The organism is Neisseria animalis (assembly GCF_900636515.1).
GTDB classification, from domain to species: domain Bacteria; phylum Pseudomonadota; class Gammaproteobacteria; order Burkholderiales; family Neisseriaceae; genus Neisseria; species Neisseria animalis.
Window position 1 is genome coordinate 502,473 of record NZ_LR134287.1, and the last position, 23,190, is coordinate 525,662.

Below are 23,190 nucleotides of genomic sequence, written 5' to 3' on the forward strand. Positions count from 1 at the left end.
ATATATTGATTTTAAAAAATTTTAGTCTGATGTTTTTCCTGAATATTGCACTTTGCTTACATATTTTTCCTGCTTGCTGTAGCGAAGGACGGGCCGGCGTATCTGCTTGAGACAGAACAGGAGAAAAGGGACATTTGCAGACGGCATTGGGTCGAGCAGGGCAGGGGAGCTTGGAATATTGGTTGCGTGGCTTGCTTATGTAAATATTCTTATGCAAATACCTCTAATAAATTCACAATACTTTGCAGAAATTGGAAATTGCGGTATGCTGGTTCCGATACGCGGCGGCTGTTTGCGGCGGACTTTTCTATCTGATTGAAAATTAAAAGTTATCAGCTTGAAAGTCTGCTGCGCCGACAGATGCTTGCGTTGTTTCCTATCAGAAGAAGAAACGGAAACGGGCGGGGGTGTTGCTGCATTTTGCAGACGGCCTGCGTGTTTCGGTTCAGGTATTTTTAGTGAGGAGCCGTACATGAATCCCATGTATATCACGTTTGGCCTTTACCTGATTTCCGTATTGGTAATCGGTTTGGCCGCTTATTTTTCCACACGCAATTTCGACGACTATATTCTCGGCGGCCGCAGCTTGGGCCCGTTTGTTACCGCGATGTCGGCGGGTGCGTCGGATATGTCGGGCTGGCTGCTGATGGGTCTGCCCGGTGCGGTTTTCGCCGTCGGTTTGAGCGAATCTTGGATTGCCATCGGGTTGGTCATCGGTGCGTGGCTCAACTGGCTGATTGTGGCCGGACGTTTGCGCGTACACACCGAATACGCCAACAACGCCCTGACCCTGCCGGATTATTTCTACCACCGCTTCGGTGCCAAAGGGCAGGCAATGAAGGTGATTTCTGCCATCATCATTCTGTTTTTCTTCACGATTTACTGCGCTTCCGGCGTAGTGGCGGGGGCGCGTCTGTTCCAGAGCCTGTTTGAAGGCATGACTTACACCCAAGCCATGTGGCTGGGTGCGGGCGCAACCATTGCCTACACCTTTATCGGCGGTTTCTTGGCGGTAAGCTGGACGGATACCGTACAGGCGACGCTGATGATTTTCGCGCTGCTGCTGACTCCCGTATTCGTTTATCTGGCATTGGGCGGTGCGGACGAGATGAGCGCAGCCATTCAGGGTGTTGCCGTGACAACCGGCAAAGAGTACGGCAGTTTGTTTGCCGGTACGACCCTGTTGGGCATCATTTCCACTGCCGCATGGGGCTTGGGCTATTTCGGCCAGCCGCACATTCTGGCACGCTTTATGGCTGCCGAAAACGTACAGTCGCTGAAAAGCGCACGCCGTATCGGTATGTCTTGGATGATTTTGTGCTTGGGCGGCGCGGTTGCCGTCGGTTATTTCGGTATTGCCTATTTCGGCGCGCACCCCGAACAGGCAGCGGTTATGGAAGGCAACGGCGAACGCATCTTCATCGCCTTGGCAACCATTCTGTTTAACCCGTGGATTGCCGGCATTATCCTGAGTGCGATTCTGGCGGCGGTGATGTCCACCCTTTCGTGCCAGCTGCTCGTATGCTCCAGCGCGATTACCGAAGACTTCTACAAAGGCTTTCTGCGTCCGGATGCCGAGCAGAAAGAATTGGTATGGGTAGGCCGCATTATGGTGCTGGCTGTTGCCGTCATCGCCATTCTGATTGCCGCAAACCCCGACAGCAAAGTCTTGGGCCTGGTATCTTACGCTTGGGCAGGCTTTGGCGCGGCCTTCGGTCCGGTGGTGATTTTGTCGGTACTGTGGAAACGCATGACCGCCAACGGCGCACTGTGGGGCATGATTTCCGGCGCGGTTGTCTGCGTCGCTTGGGCGGAGTGGGCAAACCCTGCGCTCAAAGCGGCAGGCATGGCGACCATGTACGAAATCGTTCCCGGCTTCATCGCCTGTGCGCTGACCGTATGGCTGGTATCGCTGGCAGGCAAACCTGATGCGGCGGTCATCGAAAAATTCGAAAAGGCCGATGCGGATTATCAGGCGGCGAAGTAAAATCCGGAAACATACAGCATAGTCATTTAAGATAAGAATGACACGGCTTTGCTGCCTTATTTCATTCTGTGTTATTCGACTATAAAAAGGCCGTCTGCAAATCGGATAAGATATTTCTTGTCCGATTTTGCAGACGGCCTTTTTTGGTCTTATCGGATTGGGTGGATTGGTTATCTGAAATCCGCATGAGTAGTTGCGGATGCTGCTTTGATTGCGCGGACGGGAATAGTTATTCAATAACGGTTGATACGGCGTTTGTGATGCTTTGCTCAAAGGGATTTGGTTAAATAGCCGAAGCGGTGGTTAGGTTTTCTTTATATTTGGGCCGAATGAGCCTATCGGCAGGAAGCCTGAAAGCAGAAACTTTGTTTCCGCATATTGCTCTGTATATTTTATATTTTCATATAAAAATTTATCGTATAGAATAATTTTTACAATAAGCAGGTAAGGTTTTGATGACATCATCAAAGGAGAAAATGATGAAAGCAGATACAAAAATAACCGGCCGCGTGTTGTGGGCAAGTTTAATCGGAAGCTCGATAGAGTGGTTTGATTATTTCCTGTACGGCACGGTGGCGGCATTAGTGTTCAATCAGCTGTTTTTTCCGGCAGAAGATCCTGCGGTGGGAACGATGTTGGCATTTGCATCGTTTGCACTGTCGTTTTTCATACGCCCTTTCGGCGGTATTATTTTCAGTCATATCGGCGACAAAATCGGACGCAAGCAAACGCTGGTTTTAACATTATCGCTAATGGGCGGTGCAACGGTACTGATGGGACTGCTGCCTACCTATCAGGCAATCGGCGTGGCTGCTCCGATTTTGATGGTTACTTTGCGGCTGGTTCAGGGCTTGGGAATCGGCGGAGAATGGGGCGGAGCAATGTTGTTGGCGGTCGAATATGCCCCTCCCGAGCGGCGGGGATTTTTCGGCAGCGTCCCGCAGATGGGTGTAACCATCGGTATGTTGTTGGCAACATTGGCATTGACGGTAATGAGTTTGCTGCCTGACGAAGATTTCCTGTCTTGGGGCTGGCGCGTACCGTTTGTTTTAAGTGCGGTATTGGTGTTTTTGGGGCTGTGGATAAGGAAAGGAATTGATGAAACACCGTCTTTCAAGAAAAATCAGGCAGAAGGGAAAGTGGTTGCCGTTCCTTTGTTGGAAACTTTAAAAAACCATAAAAAAGAAGTGTTGGTTGCCGTCGGGGCAAAATTTGCGGAAACCGCACCGTTTTATATTATGTCCACATTTATCGTATTTTATGCGACCGGCAAACTGGCATTTGACCGTACAGAGGTATTGAACGCCGTAACGGTTGCGACAGTGGTAACAACTTTACTGATTCCCGTTATGGGCGCGTTGTCCGATAAAATCGGCCGCAAAACGGTGTATGTCGGCGGCACATTGCTGATGATTGCCTATGCATTCCCTTACTTTTGGTTGCTGGAAGCGCAAACCTTTCCGATGTTGATGCTGGCAACTGTTGTCGGTTTGGGCGTGATTTGGGCTCCGACTACGGCAGTATTGGGGACGATGTTTTCAGAAATTTTTAAGAGTAATGTGCGTTATACCGGTATTTCTCTGGGTTATCAGATTGGTGCGGCATTGGCGGGAGGTACTGCACCTTTGGTGGCGACTTTCCTGCTGCGGGAGTTTGATTCTTATGTACCGATTGCCGCCTATATCGTATTTACGGGTATCGTTTCACTGTCGGCGGTTTGGGCGGTGCGCGAATATTCGGGCAAAGGTTTGGATGACGAGTAATGCCTGCGGAGGGAAGTTGACACTCCGGAAACAAAACCGGCAACTATTTGACTTGCCTTTCACAGTCCGAACCATTAATTCATATACCGATAAGATTTATAAAAGAATAGCCTGCCATATTTTACGGACAAGTCGGGCTATCCTTATAAATATCCTGATGCCGTCTGAACAGCGATTTTGCAGACGGCATTTTCATGACCGCCGTCTGTAAATGACTGTATTTTTCATATTCTGATATGAATATATTTTTCCTTTACTAAAATATTTTTTCGTATAAAATAAAAAAATATTAAAAATATATCCGCACCGGCCAAAAGAGACTTTTCAGCCCGGGTAGCGGTTGTTTCGAGGAGAAAATATGGTTCGGCACACGTTTACTGCAAGGCAGTTTTTCACGCTTTCTTTTTTCTTGTTTGCAATGTTTCTCGGTGCAGGCAATATTATTTTTGCACCTGTGCTCGGACAGGCGGCAGGCAGTCATTTGTTTGAGGCGGTATCCGGTTTTTTGATTACCGGAGTCGGTCTGGTGCTGCTGGCCATCATTGCACTGGCGCGCAGCGGCGGTGCGGTGGAAAAGCTGGTGAACCGCGTGCATCCGACATTTGCGTTTTTTTATTGTGTCGCATTGTTTTTGGTACTCGGACCTGCTTATGTGATTCCGCGTACCGGTGCGGTGGTTTATGAAGTGGCGGTACTGCCGTTTGCCGGTGTGGTGCCGGAAGGAGTGTTCGATGGAACGCTGCTGGTGTTTTCTTTTGTATTCTTCGCGCTGACGGTATATCTGACTGCCGACATCGGGAAAATGGTGCGGCGTGTCGGAGAAATCATTACACCTTGCTTTATCGGACTGCTGTTGGTGATTTTGGCTGTGTCGCTGGTCAAGCCGCTCGGTGCGGTCGGCATGCCTTCCGGAGATTATGCCGCCAATGCGTTCGGCAAAGGGTTTACCCAAGGCTATTTTACGATGGATGTTTTGGCAGCATTTGTATTCGGCAAAATTTTTCTTGATGCTACCCGTCGAACAGGCATCGGCAGCAGCGAGCTGAACAATGTATTTATCCGTTGCGGCATATTCAGTATGCTTGCACTGGCGGCGGTTCAGGTTTCTTTGGCATGGATGGGGGCAACCAGCGTTTCGGTTTTGGGGCTGTCTGCCAACGGAGGGCAGGCTTTGACCGGTATCGTCGGGCTTCTGCTGGGACGTGCCGGCGTGTGGATTTTGGCGGTGGTGTTTTTTTTAACAGGCTTAACAACTGCCATCGGCTGTTTGAGTGCGGTGGCCGAGTATTTCAGCCGTAAGTTTACTGCTTTGTCCTATAAAGGTTGGGTGGCGGTATTCGGCATCATCAGCTTTTTCATCACCAATTTCGGCCTGACTTCGATTTTGAAGTTTTCCGCTCCCTTTTTATATTTCCTTTATCCGGTTTCGATTACGCTGATTGCGCTGGCTCTGCTGAACCGTTACATCGGCTATCGTTCGGTATATGTAGGAGCTGTGGGCGGAGCTGCTGTGATGGGATTTGCAGACGGCCTGAAAGAAGCGGGGCTGTTGCCGCAGGGTTTGGATACTGTAATGACTCAATTCCTGCCGTTTTACGGTAACGGTATGGGTTGGATAACGGTAGCTTTGCTTGGCGGCGTACTCGGATACGCAGCGGAAAAAATATTCCGTTTAAGCGGCAGAATATTTGAAAACGAACCTATTTCCTGACAGTAGGGTGTGGTCTTTTCAATTTGACCCGGTACAGTATTGCTGCACTTTGCCCGTACTCGGGCTGTTTGTGGTTTGCTGCTTCATCTCAAACTAAATTGATTTGACGGAAAACTATTATGCCGTCTGCAAAAAGCGGCGGAAAAAGCGGATTCTTTCATTCTTTTTAACCATAAGATGATGATTTATTTAGAAAATCACAAACAGTATGGCAGGAACGGAGACGGCTGATTCAACCGGATTTTTGAAGGCCGTGCAGAAGCATCAGCCGTCCTTATTGACGGTGGGGTGGGAGCAAATCCAAAGAATCAGCGCATCACTCCCTCCTGCAACGCAGGCATGCCCCATACCGCTGTCGAAGTAGCAGCAGTCGCCCGCATAAAGCGTAACAGGCTGGTAGAAATCGGTATGGATGGTGATTTCACCTTCTAAGACATAGACAAACTCCTCTCCCTCATGCTGGAGCTTGGCAGGAAATTCCTTGATACTGCGGGCTTTTACCGTTGTCAGCAGCGGGACAAACTGCTTGTTTGTCAGTTCGCCGCACAATGGGCGGTAATCATACTGGGCAGTACGGTGGAGCGGAGCTTCTCCGGCGCGGGTAACGGCAAGTCTGCCGTTGGGGGCAGAATGTTGCTCTTCGTAAAACAGCTCGGCAACATGAATATCCAAGCCGCGGGCAAGTGCGGCGATTTTCTCATAAGTAGGCGACAGTTGGCCTTTTTCGATTTTGGACAACGCAGAAACGGAAATACCGCTTTTTTCACTGAGCTGCTGCAAAGTCTGCCCGCTCTGTTTGCGCAGGCGGTGCAGTTTGAGGGATAAAAAACTGCCGCTGTCTGCCGGTAAAGTATGGGGTTGCGTAAACGGCATAGTCGCATTCCTGTTTCAAAAAACTATTCTGTCGAAATTTTAACATATCCGCCGTTATTTTTTCCGATAAGGGAAAGAGCGGGCGTAAGGAGGATTAATAATATGTCGGATACTCAATCCACAGTCATCGTTATCGGTGCAGGTATTGTCGGTATCAGCTGTGCGCTGCATTTGCAGAAACAAGGATACCGGGTAACGGTTATCGATCCTCGCGGAGTGGCGGGAGGTGCTTCGCACGGCAATGCGGGGCTGGTAGTTACCGGAGAGTGCGTGCCGCTGAGTACGCCCGAAATGGCAAAAGCTCTGCCCAAGTTGCTGCTGGATAGGAACAGCCCCTTGCAGATGGATTGGGCTTACGCGCCGAAAATGACAGGCTGGTTTTACCGTTTTTTGAGAGCGGGGACACCGCGCCAAGTGGAATATGCCGCCGCCAGCCTGAGCGCGCTGCTGGAAAAAGCCGCAGCAGCGCATTACGAATTGGCGGAACAGGCAGGGTGCTGCAACAGCATTACCCGCAGCGGCTGGCTGAAACTTTTTGAACGCGATGATACTTACCGCGCCGCCCGTGCCGACTTCGACCGTATGGAGCGTTTCGGTGTGCGCTGTGATTATATGGATGCAGCCGCCATTCAAGCCGCACAACCCAACCTTACCCCCGTATTCAAACATGCCGTCAACCATCCCGACACGCTGCAAATCGTCAACCCCGGCGGATATGTTAAAGCATTGGGCAGTTTGTTTTTACGACAGGGCGGGCAGTTTGTACAGGCGGAAATCGTCGGATTAACGTGTAAAGACCATCTGGTTACTGCCGCGCTCAGCCAAACAGAACGCTATGAGGCAGACGCTTTTGTTATCGCGGCAGGAGCATGGTCGAAAAAGCTGAGTGCCGATACCGGAACACCCGTACCTCTGGATACCGAACGCGGCTACCACATCGAAATCGACGTTGCGGCAGAACATACCGTCAGCAATCCTTTGTTTTGGGGCGAACATTCAGTGGTCATGTCGCCGGGCGGCGGCAGGCTGCGGATTACCAGCAGCGTGGAGTTTGCCGGCCTGCACAAAGCACCCGATTTCAGAAAGCTGGCGGCAAAGCGCAACGAGTTCCAACGTATCCACCGCCATCCTTTGGGAAAAATACGCGCCGAATGGCTGGGATTTCGGCCGTCTGTACCGGATTCCATTCCGGTTATCGGCCGTGCCAACCGTGCTGAAAATACTTTTTTGGCTTTCGGTCACGGTCATATCGGACTGACCTTGGGGCCTCTGACCGGCAAAATTATTGCAGATTTGGTGGCAGGCATCTGCCCGAAGTTGATGTTGCACCCTACGCTCCCTCCCGTTTTGCCAACAAATAAGGAAATAAAATGAAATTTTTCGATTACGAAACAACCGGCAGCCGTCTGCCTTATCCCGCACTGATTGAAGCGGTGTTTCACATATTCAACGAAGGCTGCGAAGTACCGCGCCGCCACATTCATGCGGTGGACAGCAGCGATGCGGCCTCTACGCTGCTGATTATGCCTGCTTGGCAGAAAGATAAGTTTTTGGGTATCAAACACGTCACCATTTATCCCGAAAACGGCAAAAAACACGGATTGTCGGGGCTGTTTTCTACTTATACGCTGTTTGATGCCGCCAACGGTATGCCGCTGGCAGTCATCGACGGCAACCAGATTACCTGCCGCCGTACAGCGGCCGCTTCCGCGCTGGCGGCGCGTTATCTGGCACGCAAGGATGCGGAAACGCTGCTGATTTGCGGGTCGGGTAATGTGGCGGCAGAACTTGCGGCGGCTTATGCGGCCGTACGGAACATCCGTCGGGTGTACATATGGAACATCAATGAAAACGGCGCACAAAAGTTGGCGGAGCAGCTGCGCGGACAAGGTTTTGCGGCGGAAGCGGTTACAGATTTGCCGCGTGCGGTGGGTGCAAGCGATATTGTGAGTTGCGCCACACTTTCCACCGTGCCGCTGGTTTTGCGCGAATGGGTCAAGCCGGGTACGCACATCGACTTAATCGGCAGTTTCAAGCCGGAGATGCGTGAGTCGGATGATGCACTGTTTGCAGATACTTCGGTATTCGTCGATACGGAAGAAGCATTGGACAAATCGGGCGATTTGCTGTCGCCGATGGCGGCGGGGGTCTTTACCCGAGAACAAGTCAGGGCGGATTTGGAAGACCTGTGTCGCGGCCGCCATGCCGGACGGATGTCCGACGAAGAAATCACGGTTTACAAGGCGGTCGGATCGGCCGCAGAGGATTTGGCGGCGGCGGTGCTGGTGTATCAGAACGGCAAGGACTAGGTTTTCCGACCGTATTTGGCCGAAATATGCCGTCTGTAAAATACGCTTTTTATAAGGTATTGGAAACAAGACATCGGACATTTTTGCAGACGGCATACTTCAGCAACAGACATAACTGTGAGTTGGGGTTATGCGGAAAATTATGCAGACAAAGCGGGTATGCTGTTTGTGTACTTTACTCTACTCCCTTATTCCCTGCTTTCTGCCTGTGCCGTACCGGCATATCCCAATCCTTTATCCGAAACGCTGAAAACACAATTTTTTGATATAAGCAGTTGTTCACTGCTGCTTAAACCGTCTAGAATTACGGTTGTAATTTACCGTAGCCGATAATTTGCTTACATTGTCTTAACCGTCACGAAAGGCACATCATGTTTGATTTCGCATTCCCTTCACAAACGCCGTTACGCCAAGCCGTTACCGATGCCTACCGCCGCGATGAAACCGAAGCGGTACAGGATATGCTGCAACAGGCGCAGATGAGTGAGGACGAACGGCTGAATGCCGATGTGCTGGCACGCCGTCTGGTGACGCAGGTACGTGCGAGCCGTTCCAAATCCAGCGGCGTAGATGCGCTGATGCACGAGTTTTCACTCTCCAGCGAAGAAGGTGTGGCGTTGATGTGTCTGGCAGAGGCATTGCTGCGTATTCCCGACAATGCCACACGCAACAAACTGATTGCCGACAAACTTTCAGACGGCAACTGGAAAAGCCATCTGAACAACAGCCCGAGCCTGTTTGTCAACGCCGCCGCATGGGGGCTGCTGATTACCGGCAAACTGACTACGCCCGCCAACGAGCAAAGCCTCGGTTCGGCACTGACCCGCCTGCTGGGCAGGGGCGGCGAACCTTTAATCCGTAAAGGCGTGGACTACGCCATGCGTATGCTGGGCAAGCAGTTCGTTACCGGACAAACCATAGAAGAAGCCCTGCAAAACGGCAAAGAGCGTGAAAAATCGGGCTACCGTTTTTCGTTTGACATGTTGGGCGAAGCGGCATTTACCCAAGCGGATGCCGACCGCTATTATCAGGATTATGTAACGGCCATCCACGCCATCGGCAAAGATGCGGCCGGGGCAGGCGTGTACGACGGCAACGGTATTTCGGTAAAACTCTCTGCCATCCATCCGCGTTATGCCCGCGCCCAACACGACCGCGTGATGGGCGAGCTGCTGCCGCGCCTGAAAGAGCTGTATCTTCTGGCCAAGCAATACAACATCGGCCTGAACATCGATGCCGAAGAGGCCAACCGTTTGGAACTCTCGCTGGATTTGATGGAAGCTCTGGTATCCGATCCCGATTTGGCAGGCTTCAACGGCATCGGTTTCGTGGTACAGGCATATCAGAAACGCTGCCCGTTTGTGATTGACTATCTGGTGGACTTGGCGCGCCGCAACAACCAAAAACTGATGATTCGTTTGGTAAAAGGCGCGTATTGGGACAGCGAAATCAAGTGGGCGCAGGTGGACGGTTTGAACGGCTATCCCGTCTATACCCGAAAAGTGCACACCGATATTTCCTACCTTGCCTGCGCGCGCAAACTTTTGGACGCGCAAGACGCGGTATTTCCGCAATTCGCCACCCACAATGCCTACACCCTCGCCGCCATTTACGAAATGGGCAAAGGCAAGGATTTCGAACACCAATGTCTGCACGGCATGGGCGAAACGCTGTATGACCAAGTGGTCGGCGAGCAAAACCTCGGCCGCCGCGTCCGCATTTACGCGCCGGTGGGCACGCACGAAACCCTGCTCGCCTATCTGGTGCGCCGCCTGCTGGAAAACGGCGCGAACTCCTCTTTCGTCAACCAGATTGTCGATGAAAAAATCAGCATCGACGAACTCATCCGCAGTCCTTTCGACACCATCGCCGAACAAGGCATCCACCTGCATGCCTCGCTGCCGCTGCCGCGCGAGTTATACGGCAAAGGCCGTCTGAATTCTCAGGGCGTTGATTTGAGCAATGAAAACGTATTGCAAAACCTGCAAGAACAGATGAACCGCGTGGCGGAACAAAGTTTTCAGACGGCCTCCATCATCAACGGACGGTTGCGCGAAGCGGGTGCGCCGCAAACAGTACATAATCCCGCCGACCACAACGATATTGTCGGCACGGTCAGCTTCGCCGATGCGGAGCTTGCCGCCGAAGCCGTAGCCGCCGCCGTAGCCGCGCAAACCGCATGGGCTGCCACGCCTGCCGCCGAACGCGCCGCCGCATTGCGCCGTTTCGCCGACTTATTGGAACAACACACGCCCGCGCTGATGATGCTGGCGGTACGCGAAGCAGGCAAAACGCTCAACAACGCCATTGCCGAAGTGCGTGAAGCCGTCGATTTCTGCCGTTACTACGCCGACGAAGCCGAACACACCCTGCCGGAAACCGCCCAAGGCATCGGCACCGTCGCCGCCATCAGCCCGTGGAACTTCCCGTTGGCGATTTTTACCGGCGAAGTAGTGGCGGCATTGGCGGCGGGCAACACCGTGGTCGCCAAACCCGCCGAACAAACCGGCCTGATTGCCGCTTATGCCGTATCGCTGATGCATCAGGCAGGCATTCCCGCCGACGCATTGCAACTCGTACTCGGTGCGGGCGATGTCGGTGCGGCGCTGACCGCCGATCCGCGCATCAACGGCGTGATTTTCACCGGTTCCACCGAAGTCGCGCGCCTGATTAACCAAACACTGGCCAAACGCGGAGACAATCCCGTACTCATCGCCGAAACCGGCGGCCAAAACGCCATGATTGTCGACTCCACCGCACTGGCCGAGCAGGTTTGCGCCGATGTGCTCAACTCCGCTTTCGACAGTGCCGGACAACGCTGCTCCGCCTTGCGGATTTTGTGCGTGCAGGAAGATGTAGCCGATCACATGATTGACATGATAAAAGGCGCGATGAACGAATTGACCGTAGGCAACCCGCGCCGTCTGAACACCGATGTCGGCCCCGTTATCGATACCGAAGCGCAGCAAAACCTGCTCGCCCACATCGAAAAAATGAAACGTGCCGCCAAGTCTTATCACGAAATCAAAATTGCAGACGGCATCGATACCTCCCGCAGCACTTTTGTCGCCCCCGTATTGTTTGAATTGAACAATCTCGACGAATTGCAGCGCGAAGTATTCGGCCCCGTGCTGCACATCGTCCGTTACCGCGCCGATGGACTCGACAGCCTCATCGGCCAAATCAACGCCAAAGGCTACGCCCTCACCCACGGCATCCACAGCCGCATCGGCAGCACGGTGGAGCACATCAAATCGCGCATCGAAGCGGGCAACGTCTATATCAACCGCAACATCGTCGGCGCAGTCGTCGGCGTGCAGCCTTTCGGCGGACACGGACTTTCAGGCATCGGCCCGAAAGCCGGCGGCCCGTTTTACCTGCAAAAACTCAGCAACCTGAAAGAATGGATTGCACCGACCGTCAGCACCATCGGCAAAGCAGACGAAGCTGCGCTCAAACGCCTCGAAACCCTGCTGCACACCCTGCCGCTGGAGCAGAATGAAAAAATGGCCGCCGCAGCCGCACTCGGACAAGCACGGCTGCGAACCCTGCGCGGCGCGGAAACCGTATTGTGCGGCCCGACCGGCGAGCGCAACACCTTGAGCTGGCATGCGCCGCAGCGCGTATGGCTTTACGGCGGCGACCTGCCCCGTGCCTTTGCCGCCCTTGCACCGCTGGCAGCAGCCGGCATTCAGGCCGTCATCGAACCGGATCATCCGTTGGCCGCCTACGCCAATGATTTATACGGCCTGCTGCAAGTCAATCCGCAGCCCGAAACCGCACACATCAGCCACGTCGCCGCCCTCGACCCGCTCGACCCCGAACGCAAACAGGCTCTGGCACATACGCCCGGTGCGCTGATTAAAATCCTGCCGTCTGAAAACGGCTTGGATATTTTGCAGGTGATGGAGGAAGTCTCGTGCAGCAACAACACTACCGCAGCCGGCGGCAATGCCAGCTTGATGGCGATGTCTGACTGAGCAGGCTGTATCCTTCGTTGATAGCCCGAACCGAATACGGCGGAGCAGTGCGGTTCGCCCATGCACCGCAAGCGGAAAGGAACGGTTGCGTTGGTAACGGCGTAATCGGACGTTCGTTCCGCACCGTATCCGCTGCTTCGCTTTGAAGCAGTTTCGGGCGTATGCGATAAGGTCGGATTGATGAAAAGGCCGTCTGCAAAATCCAATTTGCAGACGGCCTTTTATAGTCGAATAAAATAAGAATGAGACAAGGCAGCGAAGCCGCAGACAGTACACATAGTACGGCAAGGCAAAGCAACGCTGTATCATTCTTATTTTAAATGACTATAGTGATTTTCATATGGCAGTAACGCGAGCCTGATGGCGATAACAGATTAGAGAAGTAAGGGAGTAAAAAAGCCGTCTGAAATTTGATTTGCAGACGGCTTTTATTGATCGGTTTATGAATCCTGCTGCATCAGCCCCATAACTTTTTTGAGTGTTGCCAGTTCGCTTTCTAAGCGGCTGATGATTTCTTCTTTATGGGTAAGCGTTTGTTTCAGTTTGTCGATTTCGACAGCGAGTTCTTGTTGCCCTTGATAGAAAGTGTTGCCGTTTCCGCTGATGTTGCGGTCGCCTTTGATGATGAAATACATGGGATGGTTTTCCGATATGGGAATAAGCTCGTGTATATCGACTTCCAAAACTTCCGCAATCTGCTCCAAGCGAAACATATTCACACTGTTTTCGCCACGCTCGATTTTGGCATAGCCGTTTACCGACATATGCAGCTTTTCAGCCATGTCTTTTTGTGACCAGTTGCGATCTTCACGCAGTGCGCGGATGATTTCGTATGTTTCCATCATGACTACTTTTCAGGTAGGGGATTCCACTTTTTAGATGTTTTAGTAAAAAAATGGAATATATATAATGAGTTTGAATTAACCTGTTTTTACAGGTGTGTTTTGAATTTTAGCATTGATTGAAAATGATTGGGGGGTTTTATGAATAAGACAAGAAAATTTTTGGTTTTAGTTTTGATTACGGCACTTTTCCCCGTGACATCGATGGCAGCTTCAAAAACAGCAATGTGTAAAATCAGTTCTGATGGTGTGGTCGCATATAAAGGAAAGTGTCAGTTTCAATCTGAGCGCGGCGGTTCGTTTTCGGTTCGCTCCCTAAAGGAAGGCAAACCGTTATTTGGTGAAATCACTGATGTAAGTGTTTATATTGTAAAACCGGGTGTGGCAGAAGTGAGTGGTCTGACGACATTTGGTAATAACTCCCGCTGGGGAACGGCAGTCCGTTCTCAAAAGCAGCGTGCGTGCTGGAACGGATCGGACTTCCAAGTATGTGCATGGTAAATAAGATATTTAACTTGATTAAATAGGATTTAAACATGAAAAAATTGATTTTGTCTGTAATGCTCTCAGTGGCTTCATTATCTTACGCTGCACCTGCGAGTATGACTAAATACTATAACAATCCTAAATTAGCTCCTAAAATACAGCAGTGTAGAGGTGATATTTATTGTAATGCTTTTGCTGCCCTAGCAAAGCAATGGAAAAATATTCCTAATAATTATCGTTACCATGGTTTTAATATTAAAAAAGAGGCTGCGGAAGGTAATGGTTACGGTTTATGGAAAGGCGGATTTGTATCCGATACAGTCAAGGGCAGCAGATTAATCGATGCGGGAGAGCCTGTATTTTATGATGGTGGTAGTAAAAACAAAGCAAACGAAGCTATTTTTGCACGAGGTATAGCAGTAATTAATTATATTGAAAATTCCAAATAAGGGTTTGATTTGTCAATATATCTACTGAGTTTGATAAAGGAAAACAAAATGAAAAAATTTATTTTTACGCTCTGTATCGCAGGTATCGCCGGCAACGCTTTGGCAAATGAAGCCGCAGTCAACTTGGTTCAACGTATGTATGGAGAAGCGGCAAAAGGCAGAGCAGGTATCGAAGTTGTTGCCAAATATGCCGATTCCGGTTTGAAGCAGGCAATCCGCCGTGCCGATGCTTCGGATATGCTGTGTGTCGGCGAAGATCCGATGTGGGGCAATCAGGATCCGCAAACCCGTGCCAAGGTAACGGTAAAATCGGCGGGCGGCAATAAAGTCAGCGCGTCGTTCAAGCAATACGGTCAAAATGTGCGCCGAAGCTATACCGTGAACTGTAAGGGCGGAAGCTGCAAAGTATCCGATGTTTCGGGTTTGAAGCGCGAATTGGCGCAATGTTATTGATTTTAGGAAATAGGTCGATGATATGGCTTTTGAGGGTATTGTTACAAAAAGTTTCCTCTATATGCGTACAAGCAAAATGTAATCCCAATACGTCAGACTAAAGTCTTGCAAAAGGTTTTACATTCGATATTTGCTTAATAAACAAGCCTTCATGATTATGTGGAGTATTTTTATGAAAATAATCAAAATATTCTTGCTTTGTTTGTCTTTAACATTTTCAACATCTGCTTTCGCTGTTTGTTATGTATCAGATCCGACAGGTACTCCTTTGAATGTTAGGGCGAAACCGGCAGGAAAAGTTATTGCAAAATTAAAAAACGGCACGCCTGTGGTTCTTATTGATCACGTAGCTTATTATGACAGAAAAGGTAAAGCATGGATTCAGATAGCTACTCCTGATAACAAGAAAATAGGCTATGTTTTTGATGATTACATCGTTTGCAATTTTGATGATGTTTGGTAAAAGGATACATTAGTAAATCACCGGAGAGCCGTTATCCGGCGAACAAAAGGCCGTCTGCAAATTGGCATTTTGCAGACGGCCTTTTAGGGTTTGCCGACTTTACAAATTAGGATTGACGATAATTTTTACCGCTGATTCGTTGTTGTGAATCAAACGCTCGAAGCCTTCGGAAATCAGTTCGTCCAACTTGATGCGTTGGGTGATGAATGGTTCGAGGTTGATTTTGCCGGCTTCCACCAATTTGATGGTTTCGGCGTGGTCGTTGCAGTAGGCGATGGTGCCGCGCACGTCCAATTCTTTCATGACCACGCTGTGGACATTGATGGTTGCAGGTTTGCTCCAAATCGACACAATCACCACTTTGGCGGTCGGTTTGCAGGCTTCTACCAGCGTATCCAGCACTTTATTCACGCTGGTGCATTCGAATGCCACATCAACCCCTTCGCCGTTGGTCACTTTGCGTACTTCGGCGACTACATCGGTTTCGCTCGGGTCAAAAATATAATCGGCAACACCTGCTTCGCGGGCTTTGTCTTTGCGCGCTTTGCTCAATTCGGTAATGATGACTTTGATGCCTTTGGCTTTCAATACCGCAGCCAGCAGCAAACCAATCGGGCCTGCACCGCCGATTAAGGCAACATCGCCTTCTTTCGCGCCGCTGCGTACATAAGCGTGGTGGCCGACAGACAAAGGCTCAATCAATGCGGCTTGGTCAAGCGGGATTTTGTCGGAAATCGGGTGTACCCAGCGGCGTTTGACGGCGATTTTTTCTGCCAAACCGCCACCGCAGCCGCCCAAGCCGATGAAGTTCATGTCTTTGGAAAGATGGTAGTTGCTGCCTTCGCCCGTCGGTACGTCATCATGGATAATGTATGGCTCGACCACAACGTGCTGACCGACTTGAATATCGTCCACGCCTTCGCCGATGGCATACACGACACCGGAAAACTCATGACCCATGGTTACAGGAGCGGATTCGCCGGAAATCGGGTGGGGGTGGCCGCAAGGCGGAATGAAAATCGGGCCTTCCATAAATTCATGCAAGTCTGTGCCGCAGATACCGCACCAAGCGACATTGATGCCGACAGTACCGGGGGCTACGGTCGGTTCGGGAATGTCTTCAATACGGATGTCGCCTTTATCGTAAAAACGTGCTGCTTTCATGATGCTGCTCCTTGTTTACGGGTTGATAATTTGATAATAATAAATTGATATTTTCATGATATGCGTATATTTTTTATTGATTTTAAATAATTTACTGTTTTATTTTTTATATTAATATGTAATTAAAATTTCTTGGGCTTATTCTACTCTTGCTTTGTGACAGAAGAAAGGGTGTCAGGAAAATTATCGTTATTTAACACGGAATAATGCGACGTTGACGCATTTTGATCAAAGAATGGGCTTGAATGAGCTGCCGAAACAGTAAATCCGCTGATTGATACTGTCCGCACGGTTTGCGGCTTTGTTGCCTTGTTTCATGGATATTTGATGACGGCTTGGAAGTATTTGAACAGCATTAGATAATGAAAAAGGCCGTCTGCAAAATCCTATAGTCATTTAAAATAAAAATGATACAGCGTTGCTTCGCCTTGCCGTACTATTCGTACTGTCTGCGGCTTTGCTGCCTTGTATCATTTTTATTTTATTCGACTATAATTTGCAGACGGCCTTTGCCAATGAAAAACTTGGGTTGATTAGGTTTTTTTTCTGCCGTTCAGACGTTGGCGGTATGCCTGTACACTTTCTGCCTCGGGCAGTCCGGCCAGTACGCGGATATGGGCGGCTGCGGATTTGGCAAGCGATGTGAGGGTGTAGCCGCCTTCCAGTACGGAAACGATGCGCCCCGGGCAGGCGGTTGCGGTTTGAACGATTTTGTGGGTAAGCCATGCGTAATCGGCTTCGTGCAGATGCAGACGGCCGGTTTCGTCTTCACGATGTGCGTCAAACCCGGCGCAGAGTACGACCAATTCCGGTTGGAAAGCGGCCAGACGGGGCAGCCAGCGGTTGCGTATGGTGCGGCGGAAGGTTTGGCTGTCGGCAGCGGCTTGGAAGGGGGTGTGCAGCATATCGGGGTTGCGTGTTTTGCTGCTGAAATCGGGGAAGGGGAAAAGGTCGGTTTCATACATATCCAGCAACAGAACGCGGGGGTCGTTTTGAAAGATTTCGGTTGTGCCGTCCCCGTGATGGACGTCGAAGTCGATGACGGCAACGCGCTGCAAACGGTATTCGGCGATGGCGTGCATCACGCCGACGGCGGCATTGTTAATCAGGCAGAATCCGCCTGCTTTGCTGCTTTGGGCGTGATGACCCGGCGGGCGGACGGCGCAAAAAGCATGCCATGCTTTTTTCTTCATCACCATATCGACGGCTTGGACGACTGCACCGGCAGCGAAACGTGCGGCAGTCAGCGATTCGTGGTTCATCACGGTATCGTCGTCGAGACGGTAGATTTTGCCTTCCTGCGGACGGTTGGCTTCAAGATGGGCAAGATAGCGGCGCGGGTGTACCAAGGCGAGCTGTGCATCGCGGATTTCCTCGGCTTCGGCGGTTTGCAGGTGCTGCCAGATTCCTTCGGCTTTGAGGGCGCTTTCAATCGCAGCGATGCGCTCGGGGCGGTCGGGGTGGTTGCTGCCGGGGTTGTGCCGGTGGAAAAGGGGGTGGGAAATCCAGACGGTGCGGGCATTTTTACCGAACAGGCGGCGCAGGCGGGTACGCAGTCTTTGGAGGAGTTTTTTCATGGTTTGCGGCGGTTTGATGTGTGTAAGGCCGTCTGCAAAATGCGGTTTTACAACACGGAATCATGCGGAGAAACCGACAGGCGGCCTCTGCAATTTACTGCTAAATATGGTTAATAAATACGGAAATGCTTGGAAATTTTCCGGACGACCTTTAGAATAGCTTAATTTGGCTGTAAAACCAAACGGTTTCGGCTGCTGTTATAACCGATTTTTAGAGAGAATAACAAATGGATCAAAGCGTTATCGCACAATTTGCCCCCTTAGTCCTGATTATGGTGGTGTTCTATTTCCTGATTATGCGCCCGCAGCAAAAGAAATTCAAAGCGCACCAAGCCATGCTGAATGAATTGAAAGTCGGCGATAAAGTGGTTTTGGCAGCAGGTTTCAAAGGCCGTGTAACGAAAGTCGGCGAGCAGTTTTTCGGTGTGGAAATCGGCCGCGGCGTGGAAGTGGAAGTCGAACGCAATTCGATTGCCAGCAAAGTCGAATAATCTGATTGCTGTATTTGCAGACGGCATATTTTCCTTGTAAAACGCCGTCTGCAAATGCGGACTTTTGCAAAAGCCGGCACGGGCAGCCGTCTGTATTCCGTTGGGAATCGGCGGCGGTTGCGAGCGCGGCTGTTTGTGTTTTATTTTTATCGCGGAATCTGCCCGCTGCGGCGGATCCGGCAAAAGGTTTGCCATGAACCGTTACCCTTTATGGAAATACCTGCTGATTGCATTGACGATTGCGGTGTCGGTGGTTTATTCACTGCCCAATCTCTTTGGTGAAACACCGGCGGTGCAGGTATCGACCAACCGACAATCCATCATTATCAACGAGCAGACGCAAAATCGTGTGGCTGCCGCGCTTCAGGCGGAAAATATCCAAACGGACGGTATGTTTGTTGTGGACAATTCGCTCAAGGTACGCTTTAAAGACGCGGAAACCCAGCTCAAAGCACGCGACGTTATCGAAAATACCTTAGGCGAGGGCTATATTACCGCACTCAACCTGCTGGCAGACAGCCCCGAATGGATGGCGAAAATCAATGCCAATCCGATGTTCTTGGGTTTGGACTTGCGCGGCGGCGTGCATTTCACCATGCAGGTGGACATGAAAGCGGCGATGCAGAAGACGTTTGAACGCTATGCCGGCGACATTCGCCGCGAACTGCGCCGCCAAAAAATCCGTGTCGGCACTATCCGCCAAACCGAAAACAGCCTGAGCGTACCGTTCCAAGATGCGGCAGATGTGCAGAAAGCGTTGCCCGAATTGCGCCGTCTGCTGCCTGATGCCACGCTGAATGCCAGCGGCAATGATATTGTGCTGACTTTGTCGGACGAAGTGGTGAACAAAGTACGTTCGGACGCGGTGAAACAAAACATCACAACGCTGCACAACCGTGTCAACGAATTGGGTGTGGCCGAGCCGGTGATCCAGCAGTCGGGTGCGGACCGTATCGTGGTTCAGTTGCCGGGCGTACAGGATACGGCGAAAGCCAAGGACATTATCGGCCGTACGGCAACATTGGAAGTCCGCATGGTTGAAGACGATGCAGCTAAAGTGCAAGCGGCGTTGAGCGGCAATGTGCCGGCGGGTTTCGAGTTGCTGTATAGCGCGGGCGAACATCCTATGCCGACTTTGGTCAGCAAGCAGGTGGAATTGACCGGCGATAATATTAACGATGCACAACCGAGCTTCGATGAAATGGGCGCGCCTGCCGTCAGCATTAACTTGGACGGTACGGGCGGTACGATTTTCGGCGAATTGACGGCGGCCAATGTCGGCAAACGTATGGCGATGGTCTTGATTGATCAGGGTAAGTCCGAAGTGGTAACCGCTCCGGTGATTCGCCAGCCGATTACCGGCGGCCGCGTACAGATTTCCGGCAGCATGAGCAGTGCAGAAGCCAATGATACGTCGCTGCTGCTGCGTGCCGGTTCGCTGGCTGCGCCGATGGAGATTGTCGAAGAACGTACCATCGGCCCGTCTTTGGGTAAGGAAAACATTGAAAAAGGTTTCAACTCTACTTTGTGGGGTTTTGCTGCCGTGTCATTGTTTATGGTGGTGTATTACCGCCTGATGGGTTTGTTCTCGACCATCGCACTTTCGACCAATATTCTGTTCTTAGTGGCGATTTTGTCGGCATTGCAGGCAACCATGACGCTGCCGGGTATTGCTGCGCTGGCATTGACGCTGGGTATGGCGATTGACTCGAACGTATTGATTAACGAGCGTATCCGCGAGGAACTCCGCGCCGGCGCGCAGCCTCAGGCGGCTATTTATTCGGGCTTCCAACATGCTTGGGCAACGATTGTCGATTCCAACCTGACTTCTCTGATTGCCGGTATCGCTTTGTTGGTATTCGGTTCCGGGCCGGTGCGCGGTTTTGCCGTGGTGCACTGTATCGGCATTCTGACATCGATGTTTTCATCGGTTGTGGTGTTCCGCGCCATGGTTAATCTGTGGTACGGCGGACGCCGCAAGCTGCAAAGCATTTCTATCGGCTCGGTTTGGAAACAGCCGGCCGCCACCCCTGCGGCGGATAAGGAGTAAAGCATGGAATTATTCAGAATCAAGCGCGATATTCCGTTTATGCGCTATGGCAAGCTGACGACTTTTATTTCGTTGTTTACATTTATTGCCGCCGTATTCTTTCTGGTTACCAAAGGTCTGAACTTCTCGGTGGAGTTTACCGGCGGTACGGTGATGGAAGTGCAATACAGCCAAGGTGCGGATTTGAACAAAACCCGCGAGCGTTTAGATACGCTTCAGTTGGGCGATGTGCAGGTGCAGGCTTTGGGTACGAACCGGCATGTTATGATTCGTCTGCCGAATAAAGACGGTTTGCCTTCGGCACAGTTGTCCAATAATGTGATGGATTTGCTGAAACAGGATGCGCCCGATGTCACGCTGCGCCAAGTCGAATTTATCGGTCCGCAGGTCGGCGAAGAGTTGGTGACCAACGGCTTGCTGGCTTTGGGCATGGTAATTGTCGGCATTATCGTATATCTCTCCATGCGTTTTGAGTGGCGTTTTGCCGTGTCGGCGATTATTGCCAATATGCACGATATTGTGATTATTCTTGGCTGTTTTGCGTTCTTTCAATGGGAGTTTTCGCTGACCGTATTGGCAGGTATTTTGGCTGTACTGGGTTATTCGGTAAACGAATCGGTTGTGGTGTTCGACCGTATCCGCGAAAATTTCCGCAAGCCTGCCATGCGTAACCACAGTGTGCCGGAAGTGATTGACAACGCTATTACCGCGACCATGAGCCGTACCATCATTACCCACGGTTCGACTGAGGCAATGGTGGTGTCGATGCTGGTTTTCGGCGGTGCGGCGTTGCACGGTTTCTCAATGGCACTGACCATCGGTATCGTCTTCGGTATTTATTCTTCAGTCTTGGTGGCCAGCCCGCTGCTGCTGATGTTTGGCTTGAACCGCGATAATTTGGCGAAAGCGAATCAGAAAAAAGAAGAAGTCGTCGTTTAACGCTTCTGTTTTGCTTAAAAGCCGTCTGTAAAACGCAAATAGGCGTTTTACAGACGGCTTTTTTGGTTTTATCTGCCAAATTTTTGAAATATGAGCGCGAAAATAGTTTGAATAAATGTTTTTGCAATGGAAAATATCAGGCTTGAAGCAGGCTCTGCACCATTTTTGCTTAATTTCGGTTTTTGGCACATTGGGTCTGTATGAAACAGCCGCCTTTGTTACAATTTGCGTTTGTTTTCTGACAAAGAATATTGATTATGGCTACTCAAGCTTCATGGTCGTCCAAAATCGGCTTTATCCTTGCTGCGGCAGGTTCGGCAATCGGTTTGGGTGCGATTTGGAAATTTCCCTATACCGCAGGAACCAACGGCGGCGCGGTATTTTTCCTGATGTTTTTGGTGTTTACCGTGTTAGTGGCATTGCCGGTGCAGTTGGCGGAATTTTATATCGGCAGAACCAGCGGTAAAAATGCCGTTGATGCGTTTAAAACGCTTGCTCCGAATACTGCGTGGCCGTGGATCGGGCGGATGGGTGTGGCGGCGTGTTTCGTGCTGCTGTCGTTTTACAGCGTGGTCGGCGGCTGGGTGGTTAATTACGCGGTACACGCGCTGACGGGGGAAATCCGTGCCGGTGCGGATTTTGAGGCTTTGTTCGGTGCGACCATCGCGAATCCGTGGAGCGTGCTGCTGTATCAGGGTGTGTTTATGCTGCTGACGGTGTGGGTGGTGAAAGGCGGTATTTCAGACGGCATCGAGAAGGCAAACCGTTATATGATGCCGGCGTTGTTTGTGTTGTTTGTGGTGCTGGCCGTGCGTTCGCTGACGCTGCCGGGTGCGGCGCAGGGTGTAGAATTTTTGCTCAAACCGGACTGGTCGCATTTTACGCCGCATACTATGCTGACCGCGCTGGGACAGGCGTTTTTCGCGCTCAGTATCGGCGTTTCAACCATGATTACTTATGCTTCGTATCTGAGTAAGAAGGAAGATTTGTTCCGTTCGGGCAACAGTATTATGTGGATGAATCTGCTGGTGTCGCTGCTGGCGGGCTTGGTGATTTTTCCGGCCGTGTTTGCATTCGGTTTCGAGCCCAGTCAGGGGCCGGGTTTGATTTTCATCGTGCTGCCGGCGGTATTTATGAAAATTCCGTTCGGCGAAGTGTTGTTTGCGGTGTTTATGCTGCTGGTTGCTTTTGCGACGCTGACCTCGGCTTTCTCGATGTTGGAAACGGTCATTGCCGCCGCGATACGCCAAGACGAAAGTAAACGCCGCAACCGCACATGGCTGATCGGCAGTGCGATTTTCATTGTCGGGATACCGTCTGCGCTGTCGTTCGGCGTGTTGGGAGAGTGGAAGGTTTTCGGGAAAACGGTGTTTGATTTGTGGGACTATATTATTACCGCGCTGATTATGCCGATCAGTTCGTTTTTTGTGGCACTGTTTGTCGCATGGCTGCGCGACCGGCAGTCGGTGCTGGCGGATGCGGGAGAGGGCAGTACTGTTCCGAAGGCGGTTATCCGTTTGTGGCTGAATATGCTGCGTTATGTTGCGCCGGTGGCGATTCTGCTGGTGTTTGCCCATACGTTGGGTTGGATTTAACCGGCGCGGCTGTGATGGAAGCCGTCTGCAAACAGTTGTTTTGCAGACGGCTTTTGTT

General features: G+C 51.1%; 18 protein-coding genes. 14 read left to right on the forward strand and 4 right to left on the reverse strand.

Annotated features, from left to right (window positions below; genetic code table 11):
- Positions 1–472: 472 nt before the first annotated feature.
- The 3 genes from putP to brnQ all read left to right on the forward strand — a co-directional run bounded on the left by putP (position 473) and on the right by brnQ (position 5,461).
- Complete coding sequence (gene putP, locus EL111_RS02375) at positions 473–1,987, forward strand: sodium/proline symporter PutP (protein ID WP_123795560.1); 1,515 nt, start codon at positions 473–475, stop codon at positions 1,985–1,987.
- Between the two features lie 476 nt (positions 1,988–2,463).
- Complete coding sequence (locus EL111_RS02380) at positions 2,464–3,750, forward strand: MFS transporter (RefSeq protein ID WP_197717768.1); 1,287 nt, start codon at positions 2,464–2,466, stop codon at positions 3,748–3,750.
- 358 nt (positions 3,751–4,108) lie between these two features.
- The gene (gene brnQ, locus EL111_RS02385; RefSeq protein ID WP_123795559.1) at positions 4,109–5,461 is read left to right on the forward strand and encodes a branched-chain amino acid transport system II carrier protein; all 1,353 of its coding nucleotides are present in this window, start codon (positions 4,109–4,111) and stop codon (positions 5,459–5,461) included.
- Between the two features lie 264 nt (positions 5,462–5,725).
- On the opposite strand, the gene EL111_RS02390 is transcribed toward brnQ, so the two are convergent.
- On the reverse strand, positions 5,726–6,334 hold the full coding sequence (locus tag EL111_RS02390) for a helix-turn-helix domain-containing protein (protein WP_123795558.1): 609 nt from the start codon (positions 6,332–6,334) through the stop codon (positions 5,726–5,728).
- A 102-nt stretch (positions 6,335–6,436) separates the two neighbouring features.
- Here EL111_RS02390 and EL111_RS02395 point away from each other — a divergent pair, with 102 nt between their 5' ends.
- The 3 genes from EL111_RS02395 to putA all read left to right on the forward strand — a co-directional run bounded on the left by EL111_RS02395 (position 6,437) and on the right by putA (position 12,623).
- Positions 6,437–7,708 carry an NAD(P)/FAD-dependent oxidoreductase gene (locus EL111_RS02395; protein WP_162842976.1) on the forward strand — a complete coding sequence of 424 codons (1,272 nt, stop codon included), beginning with the start codon at positions 6,437–6,439 and terminating at the stop codon, positions 7,706–7,708.
- Positions 7,705–8,643 (forward strand): bifunctional Delta(1)-pyrroline-2-carboxylate/Delta(1)-piperideine-2-carboxylate reductase, encoded by a 939-nt coding sequence (gene lhpI, locus EL111_RS02400; RefSeq protein WP_123795556.1) that lies wholly within the window; start codon positions 7,705–7,707, stop codon positions 8,641–8,643. Before EL111_RS02395 ends, lhpI begins: the two co-directional genes overlap by 4 nt.
- Positions 8,644–9,014: 371 nt before the next feature.
- Entirely contained in the window at positions 9,015–12,623 is a 3,609-nt protein-coding gene (putA, locus tag EL111_RS02405; RefSeq protein WP_123795555.1) for a bifunctional proline dehydrogenase/L-glutamate gamma-semialdehyde dehydrogenase PutA, read from the forward strand.
- Positions 12,624–13,063: 440 nt separating this feature from the next.
- Here putA and EL111_RS02415 read toward each other — a convergent pair whose 3' ends face one another.
- Positions 13,064–13,468: a helix-turn-helix domain-containing protein gene (locus tag EL111_RS02415; RefSeq protein WP_123795554.1), complete on the reverse strand. Its 405-nt coding sequence runs from the start codon at positions 13,466–13,468 to the stop codon at positions 13,064–13,066.
- A 138-nt stretch (positions 13,469–13,606) separates the two neighbouring features.
- On the opposite strand from EL111_RS02415, the gene EL111_RS02420 reads away from it, so the two are divergent.
- The 4 genes from EL111_RS02420 (at position 13,607) to EL111_RS02435 (ending at position 15,316) form a co-directional block, all read left to right on the forward strand.
- Positions 13,607–13,966 (forward strand): hypothetical protein, encoded by a 360-nt coding sequence (locus EL111_RS02420; protein ID WP_123795553.1) that lies wholly within the window; start codon positions 13,607–13,609, stop codon positions 13,964–13,966.
- Positions 13,967–14,001: 35 nt separating this feature from the next.
- Positions 14,002–14,400: a hypothetical protein gene (locus EL111_RS02425; RefSeq protein ID WP_123795552.1), complete on the forward strand. Its 399-nt coding sequence runs from the start codon at positions 14,002–14,004 to the stop codon at positions 14,398–14,400.
- Between the two features lie 48 nt (positions 14,401–14,448).
- Positions 14,449–14,853, forward strand: coding sequence for a hypothetical protein (locus EL111_RS02430; protein WP_123795551.1), 405 nt, complete (start codon positions 14,449–14,451; stop codon positions 14,851–14,853).
- 172 nt (positions 14,854–15,025) lie between these two features.
- The gene (locus EL111_RS02435) at positions 15,026–15,316 is read left to right on the forward strand and encodes an SH3 domain-containing protein (RefSeq protein WP_197717769.1); all 291 of its coding nucleotides are present in this window, start codon (positions 15,026–15,028) and stop codon (positions 15,314–15,316) included.
- 99 nt (positions 15,317–15,415) lie between these two features.
- Here EL111_RS02435 and EL111_RS02440 read toward each other — a convergent pair whose 3' ends face one another.
- A complete protein-coding gene (locus EL111_RS02440; RefSeq protein ID WP_123795549.1) occupies positions 15,416–16,480 on the reverse strand; it encodes a 2,3-butanediol dehydrogenase in 1,065 nt (354 codons plus the stop codon).
- 533 nt (positions 16,481–17,013) lie between these two features.
- Positions 17,014–18,057 carry a histone deacetylase family protein gene (locus EL111_RS02445; protein ID WP_123795548.1) on the reverse strand — a complete coding sequence of 348 codons (1,044 nt, stop codon included), beginning with the start codon at positions 18,055–18,057 and terminating at the stop codon, positions 17,014–17,016.
- Positions 18,058–18,284: 227 nt separating this feature from the next.
- Here EL111_RS02445 and yajC point away from each other — a divergent pair, with 227 nt between their 5' ends.
- The 4 genes from yajC to EL111_RS02465 all read left to right on the forward strand — a co-directional run bounded on the left by yajC (position 18,285) and on the right by EL111_RS02465 (position 23,132).
- Positions 18,285–18,548, forward strand: coding sequence for a preprotein translocase subunit YajC (gene yajC / locus EL111_RS02450; protein WP_123795547.1), 264 nt, complete (start codon positions 18,285–18,287; stop codon positions 18,546–18,548).
- A 193-nt stretch (positions 18,549–18,741) separates the two neighbouring features.
- Entirely contained in the window at positions 18,742–20,598 is a 1,857-nt protein-coding gene (gene secD / locus EL111_RS02455) for a protein translocase subunit SecD (protein ID WP_123795546.1), read from the forward strand.
- Positions 20,599–20,601: 3 nt separating this feature from the next.
- Positions 20,602–21,537: a protein translocase subunit SecF gene (secF, locus tag EL111_RS02460; RefSeq protein WP_123795545.1), complete on the forward strand. Its 936-nt coding sequence runs from the start codon at positions 20,602–20,604 to the stop codon at positions 21,535–21,537.
- Between the two features lie 257 nt (positions 21,538–21,794).
- The gene (locus tag EL111_RS02465; protein ID WP_123795544.1) at positions 21,795–23,132 is read left to right on the forward strand and encodes a sodium-dependent transporter; all 1,338 of its coding nucleotides are present in this window, start codon (positions 21,795–21,797) and stop codon (positions 23,130–23,132) included.
- The last annotated feature ends 58 nt before the right edge of the window (positions 23,133–23,190 follow it).